Genomic DNA, 23,562 nt, shown 5'->3' with positions numbered 1-23,562 from the left:
TGTACGATAACGGTTGCGGCGACGGGCGATTCGGGCAACGCGAAACGGCCGTCTGGGAGAGACCGTGAAGTGACCACCACCGCCACCGCGCGCCGGACCGCCGCCGCCGACGATGCGCCAGAGGAAGGGCGCGCCGCCAAGGCCGGCACGCAGACGCTCGATCGCGGGCTCGACCTGCTCGAACTCGCCGTGCAGGAACCGGCGTCGGTAATCCAGCTGGCCGAACGCAGCGGATTGTCGCGTGCCATCGCCTACCGGCTGGTCGGCTCGCTCGCCTCGCGCGGCTTCCTTGCGATGGGGCCCAACAATCAGGTTCGCGGCGGTCGCCAGCTGCTTCGATTGCGCCATCTGGTGCAGGACCAGACCGACCTCGTCGCTCTTGCGCGCCCCCAACTGGAATGGCTGGCGCAGGAAAGCGGGATGAGCGCCTTCATGGGCCGCCGCGAAGGCGACGAATCCGTCCATATGCTCCGCGTCCCCGGTCGCGAGCGCGTCGCCGTTACCACCCAGCCCGGCACCCGCCGCCGCCTTGGCGAAACCGGGCTCGGCAAGGCGCTGCTGCTGGACGATAGCGAAGGAGCGTGGCGTCGCCTGTTCGGTCAGGTCGACGAACCCCATCGACGCGGCGACTGGCTGGCGGAGATGCAGGGCGCAGCGAAACTCGGCGTCGTGCTGCAATGCGGCCCCGGCCCCGACCACATCCACTCGGTCGCCGCTCCCGTGCGCGACGCCGCCGGCACCATCGTCGCGGCGATCAACGTCGCCGCCGCCGCGCCCTATCTCGATGCGGCGAAGATGCAGGAACTCGTCCCCCTCCTCCGCACCGCCGCCACCGAGATCGGCACCGCACTCGGCCGCGAAGGCGCCACGGGTTGACCATAGCCCCCCGTGTTCCTGCGAACGCAGGAACCCAGAGCCAAGCAGCCGAGCGCTGGCGACCCTGGGCTCCTGCCTGCGCCGGAGCACGAACCGTTTACGCGACCACGCCATGAACCGCCTTTCCCCCGATGCGGACGATGCGCGATTCATCCGCCGCATCCTCTACATCCTCGTCATCGGTGCCGTCGCCGCCGCCTTGCTCAAGGCCGGCGACCTTCTCATCCTCGCCTTTGGCTCGATGCTCGGCGCGATCGCGATCCATGCGCTGGCCGACCTGTATCGCGATCACCTGCGCGTGCCGGAGAGGGCATCCCTCGGCTGCGGGATGGCGACCGCGTTCGGCATCGTCGCCTTCCTCGTCTGGCTGTTCGGCGTGCAGTTCCGCGAACAGGTCAACGTCCTCGTCACCCAATTGCCGGCGCTGCTCGACCAGCTCGCCGCCTGGGCGTCGCAGAGTCCGGTCGGCGCGAAGATCGTCGACGCGGTGCAACAGGCCTATGCCGGATCGAAGGTCGCGCAGGATGTCGGCGGCCTCGTCACCGGTGCCGGCGAATTGCTGCTCAACTGCATCCTGCTGCTCGTCGGCGCCGCCTTCTTCGCCGCCGATCCCGGCATCTACCAGCGCGGCTTCCTGTTCCTGATCCCGCCGACCAAGCGCCCCGCAATCGAGGACGCGCTGTTCGACGTCGGGTCGACGCTGAGGCTGTGGCTGCGATCATCGCTCATCCTGATGACCAGCATGGGCGTCCTGATCGGCATCGGCCTGTGGATCTCGGGCGTGCCCTCCGCCGCCGCGCTCGGCCTGCTCGCCGGCCTGTCGGAGTTCATCCCGTACATCGGCCCGACCGCGGCGATGATCCCCGCGCTCGGCCTCGCCGCGACGCAGGGGACCGGGCCGCTCATCGGCACGCTCACCACCTATGCGCTCGTCCGCCTGATCCAGACCAACTTCATCACCCCCTACGTGCAGGCCCGCGTCGTCTCGATCCCGCCCGCGATCACCGTGTTCGCGATCATCGGCATCGGCGTGATCTTCGGCATCTTCGGCCTGTTCTTCTCCGCGGCGCTGCTGGTGGTGATCTTCACCCTCGTCCGCAGCCTGTACCTCCGCGAGGTGCTGGGCGAGGATATTCCCCGCAGCCGCCACCAGACGTTGCTCGGCCCCGATCTGACCCCGCAGGATCCCGACAGGTGATTCGCCGGTAAACAGGCATTGCGACTCGCGGGTTTACCTCGATTAAATCCAAATTAACCTTTTGCCTTCAGATGTTCTTTGGTTAATGAATCTGGGCCGGCCGAAGCAGGGGTGCTGACGGTCTCGCCAACAGGGGACGTCGCGATGCGGGTGTTGTTGATCGAGGACGAGCCGACCACGGCCAAGGCGATCGAGCTGATGCTCGGGACCGAAGGCTTCAATTGCTACACGACGGATCTGGGCGAAGAAGGCCTCGATCTCGGTAAGCTGTACGACTACGACATCATCCTGCTCGACCTCAACCTGCCGGACATGCACGGCTACGACGTGCTCAAGAAGCTGCGTGTCGCCCGCGTGTCGACGCCGGTGCTGATCCTGTCGGGCATCAACGAAATGGACAGCAAGGTCCGCAGCTTCGGCTTCGGCGCCGACGATTACGTCACCAAGCCGTTCCACCGCGAAGAGCTGATCGCCCGCATCCACGCCGTCGTCCGCCGGTCGAAGGGGCATAGCCAGTCGGTCATCCGCACCGGCAAGCTCGCGGTGAACCTCGACGCCAAGACGGTCGAGGTCGACGGCAGCCGCGTGCATCTGACCGGCAAGGAATATGCGATGCTGGAGCTGCTCTCGCTCCGCAAGGGCACGACGCTGACCAAGGAAATGTTCCTCAACCACCTCTACGGCGGCATGGACGAACCCGAACTCAAGATCATCGACGTCTTCATCTGCAAGCTGCGCAAGAAGCTCAGCCTCGCCTGCGAAGGCGACAATTACATCGAGACCGTCTGGGGCCGCGGCTACGTCCTGCGCGAACCCGAAGAGGTCACCGCGGTCGCCTGATCGCCACCCGTTTCCTCCCCGGTCATCGGGAGTGAAGGCCGCGACATCGGGGGGTGCCGCGGCCTTTTGATTCGGGCGGCTAAACCCGCGCCGGCTCGAACACCGACCAGCCGGTCCGCTGCACCAGCCGCTCCAGCGCCAGCGTGCCCAATTGCGAATTGCCGCGCGCGTTCAGCCCCGGCGACCAGACCGCGATGCTCGCCCGCCCCGGCACCACCGCCAGAATGCCGCCGCCGACCCCGGACTTCCCCGGCAGGCCGACGCGAAACGCGAACTCGCCCGATCCGTCGTAATGGCCGCAGGTCAGCATCAGCGCATTGATCCGCCGCGCCCGCTGTGCTGACACGACCCGCCGCTGCGTCGTCGGCAGCATCCCGTCCGCCATCAGATAACGCCCGGCCAGCGCCAGTTGCCGACAGCTCATCGCCAGCGCGCATTGATGGAAATACACACCCAGCGTCCGTTCGACATCATGATGGATGTTGCCGAACGACCGCATGTAGCTCGCCAGCGCCATGTTGCGGTGGCCCGTCGCCAGTTCCGCCTCCGCCACCGCGCGATCGATCACGATATCCTCGTCGTCGGTCAGCATCCGCACGAAGCGCAGGATCTCGCCGATTGCCTCGCGCGGCTGGTGCCGGCCGAGCAGCACGTCGGCAACGACGATCGCGCCTGCGTTGATGAACGGATTGCGCGGGATGCCATGCTCGAATTCGAGCTGGACGATCGAATTGAACGCGCTGCCGGAAGGCTCCCTGCCGACGCGGGCCCATAACTGGTCGCCGACATGGCCCAGCGCCAGCGTCAACGCGAACACCTTGCTGATCGACTGGATCGAGAACGCCTCGTCGGCATCCCCGGCCAGATGGCAGGTGCCGTCCGCCTCGATCACCGCCATGCCGAATTTCGCCGGATCGACCGCGGCCAACGGCGGGATGTAATCCGCCGGCTTGCCCCGATCGGGCGCCGCCGCCATCTCCGCGGCGATCTCGGCGACGATCGTGGGAAGGTCTATTTCCGCTCCCACACCTTCTCGCCTCCGACCCACGTCTCCTGCACCCTGGTGGCGCGCAGATCGGTGGGGGATGCGAGCAGCGGGTCGCGATCGACGATGATGAAATCGGCGCGCAGTCCGGGCGCGAGCCGTCCGATGCGATCCTCGGCGAACCCCGCATAGGCCGCGCCGCCGGTGAACGCCCACCATGCCTGTTCGCGCGTCACCGCTTCCTCCGGACGCCAGCCGCCGAACGGCTGCCCGTCCGCATCCTGCCGCGTGAACGCCGCTGCCCAGCCGGCCCAGGGATCGGGCTTCTCCACCGGGAAATCGGATCCGAATGCCAGCTTGGCGCCGTTCTTCAGCATCGATGCCCAGGCATAGGCGCCGGTCAGCCGCTGCGCTCCCAGCCGCGCCTCCGCCATCGTCCGGTCGCCGGTCTGGTGCGTCGGCTGCATCGATGCGATCGTGCCGTATTTGCCGAAGCGCGGCAGATCGACCGGATCGACGATCTGCGCATGTTCAATCCGCCAGCGCCGGTCGCCCTTATAGGTCTGCGCCATCTCGTCGATTGCATCCAGCGCCTCGGCATTGGCCCGGTCGCCGATCGCGTGAACCGCCACCTGATAACCGTCCATCGCCGCGCGGCTCATCAGGTTGCGCATCACCGTATCGCTCATGAAACTGGCGCCCGACTGCCCCGCGGCGTCGGCGTATGGCGCCTTCAGCCATGCGCCCCGCGATCCCAGCGCGCCGTCGGCGTACAGCTTGACGCCGACCAGCTTCAGTTTGTCGCCATACAGCCACGGTGACGGCCCCGTGGCGCCGATCTGCACCGTCGTATCGACGCCCGCGCCATAGCTCATGATCCGCACGCGCAATCCGCCGAGGTCGCCGATCCGGCGATAGGTCAGCCAGTCGTCCATCGTCGTACCCATGTCGGCGGCGGCGGTGACGCCATAGCTCAACAGGATCGACTGCGCCTTCAGGAAGGCGGCGTTGCGATCCTTGCCCAGCGGCTGCGGCACCACCTTCGCGACCAGACCTTGCGCGGAATCGACGAAGACGCCGGACGGCTGACCCGCGGCGGTCTTTTCGATGCGGCCTCCGGGGGGCGAGACGCTCTTGGCGGTGATCCCCGCCGCCTTCAGCGCCGCGCTGTTGCCCCAGCTGGCATGTCCGTCGGCCCGCGACAGCCAGACCGGGCGATCGCCGACCGCGGCGTCCAGGTCGGCGGCGGTTGGGAACCGGCCCAGTCCCCATGCTTCCTGATTCCAGCCACCACCGATGATCCACGCCTTGTCGCCGTTGGCCCGCGCATGCGCGGCGATCTTCGCCTGCGCTTCCGCAAGGCTTTTGGTATCGGACAGATCGAGTTCCAGCGCGCGGAAGCCCAGGTCCATCACATGGCCATGAGCATCGATCATCCCGGGCAGCAGCGTCTTGCCCTTGAAGTCGACCCGCCATTCCAGCTTTTCCGGCCGCTTGTCCTTGGCGGACAGCAGCTTGCCGACCTTGCCATCGGACGTCACCAGCAGCGCCTGGAACCGGACGACCTTGCCGTCCTTGTCCAGCGTGATGCCGTTGACGTTATCGACGATACCATCGGCCTGCGCCGCACCCGAAAAGATGGTGATCGCCAGTGCGACCGCGGTCGTCTTGAAAGCCAGTCTTGCCATGCTTGCCCGCATAAGCGGTGTTCCCCCGTCGCACCAGATGGTCTAGCGGCTCCGGATGGCTACGAAACTCGCCGCGGCGTCCGCCCTTCCCGTCACCATCGACGACGTCCGCGCCGCCCATATGCGAATTCGTGATTCGATCGTCCGCACGCCGACACTGATCAGCAAGACGCTGAGCGACATGACCGGTGCCAGCGTCTATCTGAAGTTCGAGAATCTCCAGTTCACCGCCGCCTACAAGGAACGCGGCGCACTCAACACGCTGTTGCAGCTCTCGCCGGAGGCCCGTGCCAAGGGCGTCATCGCCGCCTCTGCCGGCAATCACGCTCAGGGCCTCGCCTATCACGCCAACCGGCTCGGTATCCCGGCGACGATCGTCATGCCGCGTACCACGCCGACGGTGAAGGTGACGCAAACCGAAGGGCACAAGGCGAACGTGGTGCTGGAGGGCGAGACGTTCGACGCCGCCTACGCGCATGCCCGCGTGCTGGAGGCGGAATGCGGCTACACCTTCGTCCATCCGTTCGACGATCCCCGCGTGATCGCCGGACAGGGCACCGCCGCGGTCGAGATGCTGGAGGACGTTCCCGGTCTCGACACGCTGCTGATCCCCATCGGCGGCGGCGGGCTGATCTCGGGCACCGGCGTCGTCGCACGCGACGCGGATCATCCGATCGAAATCGTCGGCGTGCAGGCCGAACTGTTCCCCTCGATGTATAACCGGATCAGGGGCACCAATCTCCCCTGCGCCGGCGATACGCTGGCGGAGGGTATCGCAGTGAAGGAGCCCGGCGGCATCACCAGCGGCATGGTCGCCGAACTGGTCGACGACATCGTGCTGGTCGGCGAACGCAATCTGGAAGAAGCCGTCAGCCTGTTGCTCCAGATCGAGAAGACGGTGGTCGAGGGCGCGGGTGCCGCGGGCCTCGCCGCGCTGATGGCCTATCCCGAACGCTTCAAGGGCCGCACCGTCGGCATCATCCTGTGCGGCGGCAACATCGATACGCGCCTGCTTGCCAACGTGCTGCTCCGCGATCTCGCCCGCTCCGGCCGGCTCGCACGCCTGCGCGTGCGGCTGAAGGACCAGCCGGGCGCGCTGTTCAACGTCGCCCGCATCTTCGATGCACAGCGCGTCAACATCATCGAAATCTATCACCAGCGCATCTTCACGTCGTTGCCGGCCAAGGGCCTCATCACCGACATCGAATGCGAAACCCGCGATCGCGCCCATCTCGACCGTCTGATCGCCGCCCTGCGCGACGGCGGCTACGAAACGAGCATGGTCGAACAGGCGTAACCCGTCCGCGACCGAACGGGCATAGCTCAGCCGATGACGCGGCTGTTGGGCATTGCCTCCAGTCGCCGCGTCAGCCACCGGCGCGTCCGGCTGTGTTCGATGCCGAACAGGTCGCCGGCCGGCATCAGCGCGTCGATCAGATCGTCCAGCACCTCGGTGCCCGTCCGCTTGCCCTTCGTCCGGAACACGACCACGATCTGGGTGCCCGACGACAGATCGCGGATACCGGCACGAAGCCAGCGCACCCCGGCGACGTCGCGCGCCAGATCGGCGAGCTCCGCACGTCTGGCCTCGTCCAGCGGCCTGAGCGTCGCCGCTTCGTCGATCGCCGACGATTCGACACGCGCCGCTTCCTCCTCCGCGATCGCGGCGTCGAGCGCGGGTGCGAACTCGGCAACCAGATCGGGCTGATCGGTGTCGTGGGCATGGCGTACGATCCGCTCGAGCGCGGCGATACGCAATTCGGGCACGGAATCGGCAGCGGCCAGAAGCGCGACGATGCCCGCATCGTCTCCCGTATCCAGCAACGCATCGCCGTACCGGAACCGCGATCCGTGCGAATCCGGGTAAAGCGCCAGCACCGCTGCGAAGGCCTCCGCACCGGGCTGCGCGCCGTCCAGCACTTCGATGAGTTGCGCCAGCCGGTGATGCGCGTCGACGTCCAGCACCTCGACCGCTGCCCGCCGTTCCAGTGCGTCGCGCTCCGCGATGATATCCTGCCGGGTCTGATAATCCTCGGCCCAGATCGCATCGGCCTGATCATGCCAGATCGCATCGAACCGGTCGGTCACATCCGCCAGTGCCGCGCCCAGCAATCCTTCCGCCCCCACGCCTTCGGCCGCCGGCAGACGTGCCGTCATGTCGAGCGCGTCGAGCCGCTGCAACAACGACGGATGGGTATCGTCCAGCCCCGGGCCTTGCCCCAGCGCCCAGGCCAGCGTTGCCATCGCCGCGTCGTCGGGCTCTTCCGGCAGGATCGCGCCCAACGTCCGATATGGCGACGCCGGCGGATCGGGCCGCTGCGTGGATTGCGGCCAGATCATCGACCAGCCGTCACGCCAGCGTCGGGTCTGGTATTCGGTCCGCAGCAGCGCATCCGCCATCGTCCGCGCGCCCGACACCGATGCCGCCATCGCATCCGCCTCATATTCCTGCTGCCGCGCCAGCACGAAGCTGTAGGCGGAGAACCAGGGGCCATACCATGCGAAGAAACGTCGCATGGCGCCGGCGACGATCCCCCTCGGCAGCCGGTCGGCGACCTGCCCCCAGCGCGTCCGGATGCGATAGACATATGCGGCGGATCGTCCGTGACGTGCCGCGGAATGCCCCATCTCGTGGGCGATCACCGCGCCGATCTCGCCTTCGGTCATCGCCTGTAGCAACGGCAGGCCTAGGAACAGGATATTGTGCGATCGCAGGAACAGCAGGCTCGGCCGCTGCGCGATCGCGGCATTCATGGCATCGGTGATCCGGACGTCATGGATACGCGGTCCCCGCGTGGCGGTGCGCACGTCGTGGATCAGGGCATATAGCGCCGGCGCCTCCGCTTCGCTCACCGCGATTCCGTCTGGCTCAGGCCATTCGATTCGCAGCGCGAGCATCAGGCTCAGCGCGACACCGCCGATCGGGATCAGCAATTTGATGCCGCCGACTGCCGCGCCCGGATGGGCGATCAACACGACGATCGTGCCGACGACGATGCCCAGGAACAGCACCAGCGTCGTCCCCAGAACGCCATAGCCGAGCATGCCCGCGGCGACGACCCGCCGGCGATATCCCGATGCATCGGCGGCGGCCAGCGCCTCCAGTCGTCCGACCATGGACGCGAAACGTGCTTCCAGTGCCTGGATTTCGCCCCAGCCATGCTGCGGGCGATCGTCGACGCGAATAGCCTTCATGTCCGTACCGCCCCCGCCTCACGCCGTGCGGCGCGGACCCGATCGTGCCGGGTCGCGGGCGATCCGTCCAGTCGATGTCCGGACGCGAAAACGGGGGCCGCACATCGGTGCAGCCCCCGCCTTCACGATCGATCGACAGATTAGTTGCTGTCGGAATCGTCGTCCTGGACGATCGCGACGACGCCGATCGCCACGACGCCTGCGGCGATCAGCGCCGCGATGAGACCGCCACCGGCGAGGTCGTTCTTCTTGGCCGACGGCGCGCTGGCACGAACCGACTTTGCCACCGACAGCGATGCCGCCGGGTTGGCAGGTGCGGCAAACGCCGGTGCGGCTGCGATCGGGGCGACGGTCATCGCCAGAGCGGCGAGCGAGCCCGCGAATTTCTTGGACATGGAGGTACTCCGAAATGATGGAACCCCTGCAACGGTTGGCTCCCCGCGTGGTTCCCGCAGTGCAGCATCGTCCCGAAATCGGGCGTTCCCGTCCGCACGAAACACTCTCCGCCACGGATTAACGCTCTTTGCCGGTAAAACCACTTCTCACACCCCAACACCTAATCCATATGATATCGACACCGCATTGCGGATTGTGCTTTCTGGAGGACTGCCGGCGGTGACTGCGCCTTTTCGTTTCCCGCGCTTTTTCGTCACCACGCCCGCGCCTTGCCCGTATTTGCCGGGTCGTCAGGAACGCAAGGTGTTCACCGAATTGAGCGGGCCGCATGCGGCTGAGCTGAACGATGCCCTAGGCCGGATCGGCTTTCGCCGCTCGCAGGGGGTAGCATATCGACCCTCCTGCGCAGGATGTACCGCCTGCGTTTCGGTACGGGTGGTTACCGACGATTTCGTGCCGAACGCGACCCAGCGCAAACTGCTGCGCCGGAACGACGATATCGTCGTCTCGGCTTGCCGGCCATGGGCCACGGACGAACAGTTCCAGCTGCTACGCCGCTACCTTGCGGCTCGCCACCCCGGTGGTGGCATGGCGGGCATGGACGAAGACGATTATGCCGACATGGTCGAACATTCGCCCGTAAACTCGCTCATCATCGAATACCGGACACGTTCGACCAACGGACGGCGCGGCAAGCTGGTGGGCGCGTGCCTGACCGATCGTCAAGCGGACGGATTGTCGATGATCTACAGCTTCTTCGCTGCGGATGACGATGGTCCATCGGGCAGTCGCCCCGGTCTCGGCAATTACATCATCATGGATCACATCACCCGCGCGCGCGACGCCGGCCTGCCGTATGTCTATCTCGGCTATTGGGTGAAGGGGTCCGCGCGGATGGCGTACAAGACGCGTTATCGCCCGCTGGAAGTGTTGGGGCCGAACGGCTGGCGCTTGCTTGCCGAGAATGCCATGCCCGATGGCGCGGTCCGCGAGGTCGCGCTGGTTCCGGCATAAACCGGACTCCCCGGGTTAGATCGGGTCGCTTTCCTCGCCGATCGTCGCGCCGTCGACAACCGTGTTCTTTGGCGCCTCGCTGCCCAGATGGACACGAACGCCCGCTGCGGTCAGCAGACGCGGACCCCGCACGATCGCAGTCGATGCCGCTGCGGCAGGCGCATCCACGCCAGCGACACGGGTCATCCTCCCACGGTGCACTGTGACGCCACCGTCGTCGCTGCTGTTCCGGTAGACTGCGGTAACCTGCGCCGCGGGATCGACGCCACCCGCCAGCCGCGCCACGCCCGGTTCGACGCCCGCGTAGGACGCACGGAAGCTTAGTGCATTCTCCATCGCTCCGCGCCAGCGGTAGAAGATATGCGCACCGACCGATCCAATCCGGGACAGGCTCGATGCCCACCACGGCAAGATCGTGCTGGTATGGTAGAAGGTCGCCGCCCCGATCGGCGCATAGACGCTGCCCGCCAACGCCGCCTCGGCGACAAGACGGGCGCGCGCCCACGAGGACGGATCGCGGCGATGGGCCATCGACCCGTCGCACGTAAACGAAAACTGGCATCCTGTACGCCGGTTCGATCCCTGATAGACCACGCCGCAGACGCTGTGTGGAAAGGCGCGGTCCCGCACGCGGTTGAGTACCACCTGCGCAACGGCGCGCTGGCCGTCGACCGCTTCCGATCGCGCCTCGTAATAGACCGCCGCGGTCAGGCATTCGGTCGCCCGCGTCGCGTCGTCCTGACTTTGCATCTGTGCGAGGAAGGGTGGTGCGGCATCGGTCAGTGCCGGTGCGGCGTCATCACCAATCGATGCGCGCAACTTCGCCGGCAGCCCTTCCAGTCCCGGCATGTCCCCCGGCACGTCGAGTGCCAGATCACGCAGCAACTGCCGCGGACTGGATGGCGGCACAACCTGCCCAATCCGCGAACCATTGCTCTTCGGCGGAACGCACGACGACGCCATCAGCATCGTTGCCGCAAGAAGCCCCTGCCCCAGATACGAGATACGAAACCGCCCCACGCTGCGGCAAATAGCGGGGACGGCTTATTATCTGGTTAACCCGCTGGTCGGGTTGGTCGTATACCGGATTATACCATCACGCGAGCGTGCGTACGTTGGGCTCGCGGTCCCAATAGCGCTTCTTCGCTGCCTCGACGAAACCGGCAAGATCGGTGATGCCCTCATCCGCCTCGACCCCAGCCTTGTCGAGCAGCGGTTTGGCCGCGGCATTATGGCCTATCGCCTTCAGATGCCCGAACGCATCCATCACCCATTGCACCGCGGCGCCCTCCTTCAGCAGCTTGGCGCAAGCGGCCTCGGACAGGATCACCGCGCAGGCGTCGACGGTGACAGAAGGCTGACCGAACAATTGCGCATCTGCGGCTACCGACGATCCGTCCGACAGCGGCACCTTGCCGACCTTGGGCGCGATCGTCAGGGGCGTGCCACCGGCGGCCTTCACTGCATCCTTCAACGTCTGCAATTCGCCGGCATCGCTGCCGTCCGCGAACAGGATGCCGACCGTGCGCCCCTCCAGCGTATGCTTCTCCAGCGGTCCCCGGATGATGCGCAGCGCCGGCGACGGGTCCATGTCGATGACCGGAGCGGCGGTTGGCGACGCCTTCGGCAGATCCATCGCCAGTCCGTCCGCGACACGCTGCGCCAGGCTCTCGTCGACATTGCGCAGATTTGCCATCACCGCAACGCGGATATGCTCCAGGCTCACCTTCGACAGCTCGAACACCAGAGCCGAGGCGATATGTGCCTGCTCCGCCGGGTCCATCGATCGGAAGAACAACCGCGCTTGACTATAGTGATCCGCGAAACTCTCCGGCCGGATGCGCAGCTTCTGCCCCTGCTCCTCAGAAGGGAAGGTCTTGTAACCACCCTCCGGATCCTCGCGCGCGCCGGCCTCCTCGCCCGCCTTCGCGAGGCTGTTCGGCTCGTAATTCGCCCGCCCCTTGGGCACCGCCATCTGCATATGGCCGTCGCGCTGCTGGTTCAGGAACGGACACCCCGCCGCTGCCGTGCGCCCCTTCGCGGAATTGATCGGCAGCTGGTGGAAATTGACCGACCCCAGCCGCGACAATTGCGTGTCGGTGTAGCTGAAGAGCCGGCCCTGCAACAACGGATCGTTGGAAAAGCCGATGCCCGGCACGACATGGCTCGGCACGAACGCCGCCTGCTCCGTTTCCGCGAAGAAATTATCCGGGTAGCGGTCGAGCACCATCCGGCCGACGATCTTCACCGGCAGCACTTCCTCCGGGATGATCTTGGTCGCGTCAAGCACGTCATAGGGCTGGCTGTTGGCGAATTCCTCGTCGAACAACTGGACGCCCAGCTCCCACGTCGGGAAATCGCCGCGATCGATGCTCTCGAACAGGTTGCGGCGCTGGAAATCGGGGTCGGCCCCCGCGATCTTCACCGTCTCGTCCCAGATCGTCGAGGCGAGGCCCGCCTTCGGCTTCCAGTGGAACTTGACGAAGGTCGACTTCCCCTCCTTGTTGATGAAGCGGAAGGTGTGGACGCCGAACCCCTCCATGTTGGCAAAGGTGCGCGGCAGCGTCCGGTCCGACATCGCCCACATCACCATATGCGTCGATTCGGGCATCAGGCTGATAAAGTCCCAGAACGTGTCGTGCGCGGTCGCCGCCTGCGGATAGCCGCGATCCGCCTCCATCTTGGCGGCGTGGATCAGGTCGGGGAACTTGATCGCGTCCTGAATGAAGAACACCGGGATGTTGTTGCCGACGAGGTCCCAATTGCCCTGCCGCGTGTAGAACTTCACCGCGAAACCGCGCACGTCGCGCGGCGTATCGACCGACCCCGCGCCGCCCGCGACCGTCGAGAAGCGGGTGAACACCTCGGTCCGCTGGCCCTTTTTCTGGAACAGGTCGGCGACGGTAATGTCCGCAAGGCTCTCGGTACATTCGAAATAGCCGTGCGCCGCAGAACCGCGGGCGTGGACGATCCGCTCGGGTATACGCTCATGATCGAAATGGTTCATCTTTTCGCGGAAGACTTCATCCTCGATCAGTACCGGTCCGCGTGCGCCGGCCTTCAACTGGTTCTGATTATCACTGATCGGCGTACCATGATTGGTGGTCAGGACGGGATGCTCGGCGTCGGTTACCTGGTGCGTTTCGCCGCCGTGGCCTGGATTACGGGCAAGAACATCGGTCATGAAGAAGGCACTCGCGGTGTGAGGGATTCTCCGCACAACGAAACTAACCTGCCTCAGTGCCTCAGGTTGATCTGCATCAAAGGAATAAAGGCGGAATGCCGGGCCGACGTCTGGTCAGCTATTGGGCGGCGGACACTTTTACCGCCACGTCCATCTCTTCCTCACCCTCACCCAATCGTGATCCGGCGACCGGAGCGGCGCCCGAGGCGTCTAGCGCGGCGGACACGCGCACGCTCTCCTCTTGTGGAGACCGTCCGGTGCATGGATCGAATCCCACCCAGCCGAGACCATCCACATGCGCTTCCGCCCAGCCATGCGGTGTCGGGCGCAGCGATCCCTCGACGATGCTGTACCCCGACACGTAGCGCGCAGGAATACCAAGCGATCGCGCCGCCACGACGAACATCTGCGCCAGATCGCGTGACGTAGCGGTAGGCTTCAGGAATGCGTCGGCCGCACTCAACCCCGCTGGCGGTCGCGCACGATCCAGCCCGAACCGCCCGTTGAACGCCCGGTTCAGGCGATGTAACATCCCGATCGGTCCAGTTGCGCCCGCGCTAGCCTCGATCGCAAAGGTACCGATCGCCGCATCGCGCGGCGTAGCATCCGTCGCGCGCAGGAATACGGCGGGCGGCAGCACCTCCGCCACCCCGCGCACGATGCCGTCCGAATGGCTGGTCAGCACCTCGCCGCGCACCGCGATCTCGATGTCGGCGATCGGCCCCTCGCAATAGAGCATGGTGATCGCATTGCCGAAGCCGTCGCGCCCCCGTCGCATCGTCGCGTCGCAATCGACGTCGATCCGCCAGCGCGCGACCGTCTGGTCGTGGCTGTTCTCCGGCGTCATGCGCAGCATCTGCACCAGCCGGGTCTGCGGCTCGCTGAAACGATAGACGGTGCGATGATCGATCGAAAGCCGCATCAGCCGAACCGGAACTGGCGGCCGATCGCCTCGTGCAGTTGGCCGTTTTCGCGGATGAAGGCTTGCAGATATTGATGCAGGCCGCTGGCGATTACCTCGCCCGATCGCGTCTTGACCAACCGCGCCGCCCGCATCCGCGCCATCCGATCTGCCTCGCCATGGCTGCCGGTGCGCTCGGCGAGCAGGCCGAGGATATCGACGGTGATCTCCGCCGACGCGACCAGACTGCGCGGCAGTTCGCGGCTGGCGATCAGCAGGTCGATGACGTTCGCCGGGGTCAGACCGTCCGAATAGAGCCAGCGATAGGCAGTCACCGCCGACACCACTTGCAGGATCGTCGTCCATTGGTCGCGATCGACGACGCCGCCGACGACTTCGCCCTCCGGCAGCAGGATGTGGTATTTCACGTCGAGCAGCCGCGCAGTATTATCGGCGCGCTCCACCGCCTGCCCCAGCCGGATGAACCAATGCGACTGGTTACGCAGCATCTGGTGCACCGCGCCCTCGAACCCGCGGGTTTCGTTCTTCACCGATTCGACGAGGCGCAACGTCGCCTGCGTATCGCCGACCTGATCCCGGTTCTCGAACACCAGCCACGACCGGTTGATCGCGGTCCACGCCTCGCGGCTCAGCGCGGTGCGCACCGCCTTCGCATTGTTGCGCGCACGGTCGAGGCAGCGGATCAGCGAGCCGGGATGGCTGGTGTCCACGGTCAGGAACCGCACCACGTCGGTCTGCGTCATCGCACCGCCGCTCGCCGCGAAATCGGCTTCGGTATCGGTGACCGCCAGCGCCGACGACCACGCGACCTCACCCGCCGGGCGCGACGACATCACGTCGAAGCGGACGGTCGCCTCGATCAACCGTGCGAAGAAATCCGCGCGCTCGATGTAGCGGCCCAGCCAATAGAGCGAGGACGCGGTGCGGGAGAGCATCAAGAGCCGAACCCCTGCGACTGCGTCATACCGCCCAGCGACTGGTTCTGTGCCTGACCTTGGCCCTGAGTCTGGTGCTGGCCATCGGCCATCAGCACGAAACTGTCCTTCGTGCCCCCGCCCTGGCTCGAATTGACGACCAGCGATCCTTCCTTCAGCGCCACCCGCGTCAATCCGCCGGGCACCACTTGCACGCCCTTCGACCCGCTCAGCACGAAGGGACGGAAATCGACGTGCCGCGGCGACAGCCCGCTATCCGCCAGCGTCGGCACCGTCGACAGCGCCAGCGTCGGTTGCGCGATATAGCGATGCGGCTCGGCGATCAGCGCACGGCGGAATTCCTCGATCTCCTCCCGGCTCGCGGTCGGCCCGACCAGCATGCCATAGCCACCCGATCCGTCGACCAGCTTCACCACCACCTGGTCGAGATTGTCGAGCACGTATTGTAACGCCTGCGGTTCCCGGCAGCGCCACGTCTCGACATTTGGCAGCTTCGCTTCGCCACCCGAATAGAATCGCACGATCTCGGGCATGTAGCTGTAGATCGCCTTGTCGTCGGCGATGCCGTTGCCCGGCGCGTTGATGATCGCGACGTTACCCGCGGCATAGGCGGCGATCAGCCCGGGCACGCCCAGCATCGAATCCGGCCGGAACACCAAAGGATCAAGGTAATCGTCGTCGACCCGGCGATAGATGACGTCGACGCGCACCCGCCCGCCGATCGTCCGCATCCACACCTGATCATCGTCGACCACCAGATCGGCCGCCTCGACCAGTTCGATCCCCATCGAATCGGCCAGAAAGCTGTGTTCGTAATAGGCCGAATTGAAATGCCCCGGCGTCAGCACGACGCAGACCGGCTGCGACGCGGACCCACGCGGCGCCACCGACTTCATCGTCTCCAACAGTCGATCGGGATAGCTGTCGACCGGCTCGACGCGGAACTCACGGAATAGCTCGGGGCACAGCCGCACCATCGCCTCGCGGTTTTCGAGCATGTAGCTCACGCCCGACGGCGTCCGCGCATTGTCCTCCAGCACGTAGAATTCATCCGGCCCGGTGCGCACCAGATCGATGCCGCAGATATGTGCCCAGATGCCGTGCGGCGGGCGCATCCCCGCGATTTCGGGGCGGAATTGCGGATTGCCGAGGATCAGGTCCTCGGGCAGCACGCCTTCCTTAAGGATGCGGCGCTCGCCGTAGATGTCGTCGAGAAAGGCGTTGATCGCCTCGACGCGCTGCACCAGCCCTTCGGACAGGCGCGCCCATTCGTCGGCCAGAAACACGCGCGGCACGATGTCGAACGGGATGATCCGTTCGCGGCTGTCGGTGTCGCCATAGACCGCGAAGGTGATGCCGAGCTGGCGGAACGTCGTCTCCGCCGCCTCCTGCCGCCGCCGCAGATCATCGTCCGGCGTATCGTCGAGCCATTTGCCCAAGGCCGCCAGTGCGGGGCGTGGGGGCGTATCGCCCGTCATCCCCATGATTTCGTCGAACGCCGGTCGTTTCCCCATCGATCGGTAAAGCTCCCCGCGGCTGCCAGGTTCCATGCTGTGCGGAATCGCTGCGCTGCACAAGCGGCGTTTTGTGTCGGAAGGGGACGGCTGCCCCTTCTGCTCCCTCTCCCCTCGGGGGAGAGGGCTTTCCCTACTTCAGCCCCGCAAGCATCCCCGGCGTCAGCACCTGCGGCAGCACCTGCGGCTCCGCCGCACCCGGCGCGTAATACAAATACAGCGGTACCCCGGCGCGATTGTGCGCCTGAATGAACCGCCCCAACGCCGGATCGCCGTCGGTCCAGTCGCCGACCAGCACCGCCACCTTGTTCTTCGCGAACGCCGCGCGCGTGCCCGCGGTGTCGATCGACGACGCCTCGTTAACCTTGCACGACAGGCACCAGTCCGCGGTGAAGTAGGCGAACACTGGCCGCCCGTCCTTGCGCAACGCCGCCAGCCGCGCCTCGCTGAAGGCATCGCCGTCGACCTTCGCGGGCCGGGCCGCGCCGCCGGTCAGCGCCGCCGCCACGCCCGCCGGCACCACCAGCGCCGCTGCCGCCAGCGCCCAGCCGAAGCCCTCCCCGCGCTTCTGGCGCTTGCCGCCGAAGCTCAGCACCAGCAACATCGCCACCATCACCGCGATGCCCGCGATCAGCCCGGGCGTCCCCGCCTGTCGCCACGCCAGCCACAGCAGCGCCAACACGGTCAGCGCCATCGGCACGGCGAGCACCCGCCGGAACCGCTCCATCCACAGGCCCGGCTTGGGCAACCGCCGCCGCAACGCCGGCACGAAGCCGATCGCAAGGAACGGCAATGCCAGCCCCAGCCCCAATCCGGCGAACACCGCCAGCGCCGCCGGCCACGGCAGTACCAGCGCTGCGCCCAAGGCCGCGCCCATGAACGGCCCCGAACACGGCGTCGCCACGAACGCCGCCAGCGCGCCGGTGGCGATCGATCCCGCCGCCCCGCCATGCGATGCGAATTGCGGCACCGGCACCTCGAACCGCCCGGCAAGATTCAGCGTGATCGCAAAGGTCAGCGCGATCAGCAGCACGACGATCCGCGGGTCCTGCAACTGGAACGCCCAGCCGACCACCGATCCGCCCGCGCGCAGGCCCAGGATCAGCCCGCCGAGCGCCACGCACATCAGCACCGCCCCCAGCATATAGCCGAGCGCATCGATCCGCGCCGCCCGCTCGTCCTCGCCGCCACGCGCAAGATGCAGCGCCTTCAGGCTCAGGATCGGGAACACGCAGGGCATGACGTTGAGGATCAACCCGCCCAGCACCGCCCCCGCGAACGCCAGCAACGCCGCCGACCAACCGCTGCGATCGGTCGGCAGCGCCACCGTCCCCGCCGCCGCGGTCACGCTCAGTCCTAGGTTCGGGCCGATCCGCAACACGCCCGCAATGCCCCCTTTCGGCGCACCCTCGGTCGCGATCAGCAGCCGGTCGCCGTCGCGCGTCACCGTCTGCGGCGCGGCGTATTTCACCATGTCCGGGCCATAGGGGAAGAAGGCCGCGTCCTGCACCTTCGCCGCCGCGGGCAGCGGCACCGCCAGCACCAGCCGGCCGTCCTTCACCTGATACGTCCCCGCCGCATCCAGCGCCTTGGGGATCGCAGCACGCCACGCATCGAATCGGCCGTTCCCGGCAGGCGCGCCGTCGCCGACGGTGAGGTCGAGCGTCAGATCCTGCGCCTCGGGCACGCAGATCGCATTGGTGCACACGAGATAATTGATCGCCAGCTTGACCGGCAATCGCGTGCCCTTCGCCAGCCCGGCGGGCACATGCAGCGTCGCCAACGGCGCATAGGGCGCTTCGTAGACGTAGTTCATCAGGCCCGCGATCAGCAGCGTCGTCGGCACCGGCCATTGCAGCTCGGCGTCCGCCCGCGCGCCCTTGGGCAAGGCCCACGTCAGCGACGGCGCGAAACCCGCATCGCCCGGATTGCGCCAATAGCCGTGCCAGCCCTTCTCCGGCCGCGTATCGATCGCCACCGTCAGCGTCTGGCCCGCGCGCGGGCTCGCCGTCTCCGGCACCAGCGTCATCGCCAGATGCGGCGGTCCGTTGGCGGGGGCGAGGTCGGCATGCGCCACCTGCGCAAACGCCAGCAGCGTCATCACCGCGCAACACAGCACGCGCATCGCCGCGGTCATTCGATTTGCCATTCTTGCCCCGTCCATCGCGCACCGCCATAGCGGCCGTGGATCATTTAAACGCCTATAAAACGAGTATCGCCGATGAAAGCGCTGATCGCCGCCGCCCTGCTCGCAACCGCTGCCCCGGTCGCAGCGCAACAGGCACCCGCGCCGGCTCCCGCACCAGCGCCTTCACCCGCGCCAACCAAGCCGCGGCGCCTGATCGTCGCGATCTCGGTCGATCAATTCTCCGCCGACCTCTTCGCGCAATATCGCAACCATTTCACGGGCGGCTTCGCCCGTCTGCTCACCGGCGCGGTCTTCCCCTCCGGCTACCAGAGCCATGCCGCGACCGAGACGTGTCCCGGCCATTCGACGATCCTCACCGGCATGCGGCCGGCGCACACCGGCATCATCGCCAACAACTGGATCGACCAGCGCACCGGCCGCGTCGACAAGAACGTCTATTGCAGCGAGGACGAAGCCGTCCCCGGTTCCGACCACAATGCCTATACCGTCAGCGATCGCCACCTGAAGGTCGCCACATTGGGCGAGATGATGAAGGCCGCGCGCCCCGCCACCCGCGTCGTCTCGGTCGCGGGCAAGGATCGCGCCGCGGTGATGATGGGCGGCCACAAGGTCGACGAGCTGTGGTGGTGGGACGGCAAGACCTTCACGACCTACGCCGGCCGCGCCGAACCCGCCGTCGTCACCCGCGCCAAGGCGGCGACCGCCGCGCTGATCGCCCGCCCCCAGGCCGCGCTGCCGCTGCCCGCCTTCTGCGCCGGCCTGTCGCTCCCCATCGCGGTCGGCGACCAGATGCTCGGCACGGGGCGGTTCGAACGCGCCGCCGGCGACGTGAAGCAGTTCCGCTATTCCCCTCCCTTCGACGCAGCGGTCTTCGCACTCGCGGCCGGGCTGATCCAGGACATGAAGCTCGGCCAGGGCGCTGCGACCGACATCATCGCGATCGGTGCCTCCGCCACCGATTACATCGGCCATGCCAACGGCACGCAGGGGTCGGAGATGTGCATCCAGATGGCGCAACTCGACGCGACGCTCGGCAGCTTCTTCGATCGGCTCGATAGCTGGGACGTGGATTACGAGGTCGTGCTGACCGCCGACCACGGCGCGCACGACATGACCGAGCGGCAGCAGCAGCGCGCGATGCCGATGGAGGCGCACGTGCCCGTCGCGCTGAAGGCCGACGCGATGAGCGCCGCGGTCGGCGGGGCATTGGGCATCGCCGGGCCGGTGCTGGTCAGCGCGGAATCGAAGACCGGCTTCGACAGCGACGTCTATCTCGCCCGCACGCTGACGCCCGCCCAGCGCCCCCGCGTGCTCGCCGAGGCGATCAAACTTTATGCCGCCGATCCGCGGGTGGAGGCGGTGCTGACCGCCACGCAGATCGCGGCGACGCCGATGCCGACCACCCCGCCCGAAACCTGGACGCTGCTCGAACGCGCCCGCGCCTCGTTCGACCCGGAACGGTCCGGCGACCTGCTGGTGTTGCTCAAGCCGCGCGTCACCTCGGTGGTGTCGCCCGGCAAGACCTATGTCGAGACCCACGGCAGCCCCTGGGACTACGACCGCCGCGTGCCGATCCTGTTCTGGCGCAAGGGCATGGCCGGCTTCGAACAGCCGCTGTCGGTCGAGACGGTCGACATCGTCCCGACGCTCGCCGCGACGATCGGCCTGCCGGTTAAGGGGCTCGACGGGCGCTGCCTCGATCTCGATCCCGGCGCAGGCGATACCTGCGCGATGTGAGGTGCGAACAGCCTTCCCGGAACAGCGTTTTCGAGCCGCATCTTGAACAACAACGGGGGTGATGATCGTGACCGGCATCTGGCGGCTGACAGCAAGCGTATCGTTCATTCTGCTGACCGGCCAGACGATGCCGCCTTCACCGAACGCCGTGACGGGCGACTTCTGCTCCCGGTTGGCGACGAATAGCGGCATCGATCGACCCGCGGCCCCCGACGGGCGGACGACATGGACGGTCAGCGCGATGAATTTCGGCCAGCGTTTCATCGTCGGCGGATCGTCCGCGACCGGGGTCGGCGTCTCGCCGGTCGAGCCCGCCACGGTGGAGGACTATCACCGATTGGAAAACATGTGCCTGCCGGACGGCAAGGGCGCAGTGTGCAAGCTCCTCGGCCCGGTCAACTTCAACTTCATCTGGAAGGGGAAGAAGATCGTGACGCCGATGTCCGCCGGCGAACACGCGACCGTCTCCGTCGTCGGCACCAAGACGACCTGTCGATCAGACGTAGCGCAATAGGTTCGCGACCACTTTCACCGCACCTCGAACATCCGCATCCCCGCGCCCAGCCGGTTCGCCCCCACCGCCAGCCGCTCATGGCTCAGGTCGGCGACGAATGCCGGATTGCCCGCTGCCCCCGGAGCCATCCGGGCATCGTTATCCTCCACCCGCAGACCGGCCGACGGGAAGCTCTTGCTCTCCGCCGCGACGACGATCAGCCCGCTGCCGTTCTCCTTGCCCTTGCCCTGCACGAACGTGTTCCGCGCGATCAGCCCGCGCGCGCCATCCGGCAGGTCGATCATATAGTTGGTCTTCTTGCCCGCGGTGTCGTCGAAGCTGTTGTCGGTGATCGTCACGTTGGGCACACGCAGCTTGACGTAATGCCCCCCGGTCCCGCGCTCGAATCGCGAGTTGGTGATCGTCACGCTGCCCTTGTTGCCGAGGTAGATCGAGTGCGAGCAGTTCACCGCCTCGTCGCACTGCCCCAACCCCGAGAACGTCGAGCGGTCGATCGTGATCCGCTGCCCCGTCGGCTCGCCGCCAAGGATGCCCTCCTGACTGTCGAGGAACATGGAATTGGTGACGGTCAGGTCGCCCATCTCCGCGCGGATGCCGGCGCCGTTGCCGTCCGGCACGCTATAGCCGCGGAACACCAGTCCATCGACCACCGATCCCTGCCCGCGCAGCACCAGCGCCGCCTTGTCCTCGCACGTCTCCTTCTCGAAGATCGCGGTGCCCGGCTCGGCCGCCTTGAACGTGATCCGCCCGCCCTGCTGCACCGCGCACTGGCGGTAGACGCCCGGCGCGATTCTGATCGTCGCGGTGCCCATTCGCACCGACGACACCGCCTCCTGCAGATCGTCGAACCCCTGCCCGGTCTCGGCGATGGTGAACGGCTTTCCGCTCTGCGCAAAGGCAGGCGCGGCGATTAGGGCGAGGGCGAGGAGGGCGCGGGTCATGCCATCGTCCTGCGCCTGCCTTCCGCTCCGGAACCAGTGACATTCACGGTTAACGCGCGCCCTCGGCTGCCCTGCCGGTTACCACCGCCGGCACCTGTCCCGAAATGAGGCGCGCGCAGGCCCGATTGCACTCCCGCGCCCGCATCGACTAGACGGCGGCATGACGAGACGGCGGCCGGGGGGCCGGCCAGGGGGAAGCAGGCCGACGATGCACGCGATGTCACCGACGGAGGTCTTCCTCCTCGCGATCCTCATCATCTTCACGCTGCCGTGGCTGGTCTGGCGGGTCGGGCGGACCGACTATTGGGCGCCGCTGGTCGTGGTGCAGATCATCGGCGGCATCCTGCTCGGGCCCGGCATTCTCGGCGCGCTGTTCCCGGACTATTACGCCTTCGTGTTCGCCGCGCCGACGATGGGCGCGCTCAACGGCATCGCCTGGTGGTCGGTGATGCTGTTCGTCTGGGTCGCCGGGCTGGAACTCGACGTGGGTGAGGCGTGGAAGCGCCGTCGCGAAACCGGCATCACCGCGGGCCTCGCATTGGGCGTGCCGCTCGTCGCAGGCGCGCTCGCCGCGATGGTGATGCTGCGCTTTCCTGGCTGGCGCGGCGTCGACGGGGCGGACTGGCAGGTGGTGCTCGGCATCGGCATGGCCTGCGCGGTCACCGCCCTCCCCATCCTCGTGCTGCTGATGGAAAAGCTCGACATCCTGCGCGCGCCGCTGGGCCAGCGCGTGCTGCGCTACGCCAGCCTCGACGATATCGCGATCTGGGGCGTGCTGGCGCTGATCCTGCTCGACTGGGAACGCGTCGGGCGACAGGCGGGCTTCCTGATCGGCTTCGCGATCGCGACCTGGGCGATCCGCAAGCTGCTGCGCGCGATTTCGGAGAACGACCGCTGGTACGTCGGGCTGATCTGGCTCGCGGCCTGCGGGTTCGCGGCGGACTGGGCCGGGCTGCACTTCATGGTCGGCGCGTTCCTCGCGGGCGCGGTGCTCGACGCGCATTGGTTCGGCGAGGAGCGGATGGATCGTTTCCGCGCCACCATCCTGCTCGCGATCATGCCGGTCTATTTCCTCTCGACCGGGCTCAAGACGCAATGGGGCGTCGGCGGCACCGCGGTCTTCGCCGCCGCCGCACTGCTGCTGGTCGCCTCGGTCGGCGGCAAGCTCGCCGGCATCCACCTCGCCGGCCGCATCCTCAAATGGCCGAAGGGCGATGCAAGGGCGATCGGCTGGCTGCTCCAGACCAAGGCGCTGATCATGATCATCTTCGCCAACATCCTGCTCGACAAGCACATCATCACCAACGAAACCTTCACCGCGCTGCTGCTGATGGCGGTGGCGAGCACGATGCTGACGATCCCGATCGTCGCCCCGATGCTGAAGCGCGATCCGGGCTTGCGCAAGCGGGGGTTCTGAAGCGCCGCCTCACCCTCACCCTCCCGCGGCTGACGCCGCTCCTTCCCTCTCCCGCCG

Annotated in this window: 19 protein-coding genes; 8 read left to right on the top strand and 11 right to left on the bottom strand. The window is 66.9% G+C overall.

Features of this window, described 5'->3' with window-relative positions; all coding sequences use genetic code 11:
- Positions 1-69: 69 nt before the first annotated feature.
- The 3 genes from LRA87_RS02905 (at position 70) to ctrA (ending at position 2,914) form a co-directional block, all read left to right on the top strand.
- A complete protein-coding gene (locus tag LRA87_RS02905) occupies positions 70-876 on the top strand; it encodes an IclR family transcriptional regulator (RefSeq protein WP_230629019.1) in 807 nt (268 codons plus the stop codon).
- Positions 877-988: 112 nt separating this feature from the next.
- A complete protein-coding gene (locus tag LRA87_RS02900; protein WP_230629017.1) occupies positions 989-2,074 on the top strand; it encodes an AI-2E family transporter in 1,086 nt (361 codons plus the stop codon).
- A 144-nt stretch (positions 2,075-2,218) separates the two neighbouring features.
- Positions 2,219-2,914 (top strand): response regulator transcription factor CtrA, encoded by a 696-nt coding sequence (gene ctrA, locus LRA87_RS02895; protein WP_230629015.1) that lies wholly within the window; start codon positions 2,219-2,221, stop codon positions 2,912-2,914.
- Positions 2,915-2,993: 79 nt separating this feature from the next.
- Here ctrA and LRA87_RS02890 read toward each other — a convergent pair whose 3' ends face one another.
- A complete protein-coding gene (locus LRA87_RS02890) occupies positions 2,994-3,929 on the bottom strand; it encodes a glutaminase (protein ID WP_230629793.1) in 936 nt (311 codons plus the stop codon).
- Entirely contained in the window at positions 3,926-5,587 is a 1,662-nt protein-coding gene (locus LRA87_RS02885) for an amidohydrolase (protein ID WP_230629013.1), read from the bottom strand. Before LRA87_RS02885 ends, LRA87_RS02890 begins: the two co-directional genes overlap by 4 nt.
- 55 nt (positions 5,588-5,642) lie before the next feature.
- Here LRA87_RS02885 and LRA87_RS02880 point away from each other — a divergent pair, with 55 nt between their 5' ends.
- On the top strand, positions 5,643-6,884 hold the full coding sequence (locus LRA87_RS02880) for a threonine ammonia-lyase (RefSeq protein ID WP_230629011.1): 1,242 nt from the start codon (positions 5,643-5,645) through the stop codon (positions 6,882-6,884).
- 26 nt (positions 6,885-6,910) lie between these two features.
- Here LRA87_RS02880 and LRA87_RS02875 read toward each other — a convergent pair whose 3' ends face one another.
- A complete protein-coding gene (locus tag LRA87_RS02875; protein ID WP_230629009.1) occupies positions 6,911-8,782 on the bottom strand; it encodes a M48 family metallopeptidase in 1,872 nt (623 codons plus the stop codon).
- Between the two features lie 140 nt (positions 8,783-8,922).
- On the bottom strand, positions 8,923-9,177 hold the full coding sequence (locus LRA87_RS02870; RefSeq protein ID WP_230629007.1) for a hypothetical protein: 255 nt from the start codon (positions 9,175-9,177) through the stop codon (positions 8,923-8,925).
- 220 nt (positions 9,178-9,397) lie between these two features.
- Here LRA87_RS02870 and LRA87_RS02865 point away from each other — a divergent pair, with 220 nt between their 5' ends.
- A complete protein-coding gene (locus LRA87_RS02865) occupies positions 9,398-10,192 on the top strand; it encodes an arginyltransferase (protein WP_230629005.1) in 795 nt (264 codons plus the stop codon).
- Between the two features lie 15 nt (positions 10,193-10,207).
- Here LRA87_RS02865 and LRA87_RS02860 read toward each other — a convergent pair whose 3' ends face one another.
- The 6 genes from LRA87_RS02860 to LRA87_RS02835 all read right to left on the bottom strand — a co-directional run bounded on the left by LRA87_RS02860 (position 10,208) and on the right by LRA87_RS02835 (position 18,896).
- Entirely contained in the window at positions 10,208-11,212 is a 1,005-nt protein-coding gene (locus LRA87_RS02860; RefSeq protein ID WP_230629004.1) for a cell wall hydrolase, read from the bottom strand.
- A 76-nt stretch (positions 11,213-11,288) separates the two neighbouring features.
- Positions 11,289-13,376 carry a catalase gene (locus tag LRA87_RS02855; RefSeq protein WP_230629002.1) on the bottom strand — a complete coding sequence of 696 codons (2,088 nt, stop codon included), beginning with the start codon at positions 13,374-13,376 and terminating at the stop codon, positions 11,289-11,291.
- A 118-nt stretch (positions 13,377-13,494) separates the two neighbouring features.
- Positions 13,495-14,298 (bottom strand): transglutaminase family protein, encoded by an 804-nt coding sequence (locus LRA87_RS02850; protein WP_230629000.1) that lies wholly within the window; start codon positions 14,296-14,298, stop codon positions 13,495-13,497.
- Positions 14,298-15,233, bottom strand: a complete 936-nt coding sequence (locus LRA87_RS02845) for an alpha-E domain-containing protein (RefSeq protein ID WP_230628998.1) — start codon at positions 15,231-15,233, stop codon at positions 14,298-14,300. Before LRA87_RS02845 ends, LRA87_RS02850 begins: the two co-directional genes overlap by 1 nt.
- Positions 15,233-16,747, bottom strand: coding sequence for a circularly permuted type 2 ATP-grasp protein (locus LRA87_RS02840; protein WP_230628996.1), 1,515 nt, complete (start codon positions 16,745-16,747; stop codon positions 15,233-15,235). The genes LRA87_RS02845 and LRA87_RS02840 overlap by 1 nt, the downstream gene beginning before the upstream one ends.
- A 133-nt stretch (positions 16,748-16,880) precedes the next feature.
- Positions 16,881-18,896 carry a protein-disulfide reductase DsbD family protein gene (locus LRA87_RS02835; protein ID WP_230628994.1) on the bottom strand — a complete coding sequence of 672 codons (2,016 nt, stop codon included), beginning with the start codon at positions 18,894-18,896 and terminating at the stop codon, positions 16,881-16,883.
- Positions 18,897-18,968: 72 nt separating this feature from the next.
- Here LRA87_RS02835 and LRA87_RS02830 point away from each other — a divergent pair, with 72 nt between their 5' ends.
- The gene (locus LRA87_RS02830; RefSeq protein ID WP_230628992.1) at positions 18,969-20,633 is read left to right on the top strand and encodes an alkaline phosphatase family protein; all 1,665 of its coding nucleotides are present in this window, start codon (positions 18,969-18,971) and stop codon (positions 20,631-20,633) included.
- Between the two features lie 61 nt (positions 20,634-20,694).
- A complete protein-coding gene (locus LRA87_RS02825; RefSeq protein WP_230628990.1) occupies positions 20,695-21,147 on the top strand; it encodes a hypothetical protein in 453 nt (150 codons plus the stop codon).
- Between the two features lie 14 nt (positions 21,148-21,161).
- Here the strand turns inward: LRA87_RS02825 and LRA87_RS02820 are convergent, their stop codons facing one another.
- The gene (locus LRA87_RS02820; protein ID WP_230628987.1) at positions 21,162-22,088 is read right to left on the bottom strand and encodes a right-handed parallel beta-helix repeat-containing protein; all 927 of its coding nucleotides are present in this window, start codon (positions 22,086-22,088) and stop codon (positions 21,162-21,164) included.
- Positions 22,089-22,296: 208 nt separating this feature from the next.
- Here LRA87_RS02820 and LRA87_RS02815 point away from each other — a divergent pair, with 208 nt between their 5' ends.
- Positions 22,297-23,505 (top strand): cation:proton antiporter, encoded by a 1,209-nt coding sequence (locus LRA87_RS02815; protein WP_230628986.1) that lies wholly within the window; start codon positions 22,297-22,299, stop codon positions 23,503-23,505.
- Positions 23,506-23,562 lie beyond the last annotated feature (57 nt).

It is taken from the genome of Sphingomonas sp. Leaf37, from assembly GCF_920939475.1.
In the GTDB taxonomy this organism is placed as follows: Bacteria; Pseudomonadota; Alphaproteobacteria; order Sphingomonadales; family Sphingomonadaceae; genus Sphingomonas.
This window is presented reverse-complemented; position numbering and strand designations above follow the sequence as displayed.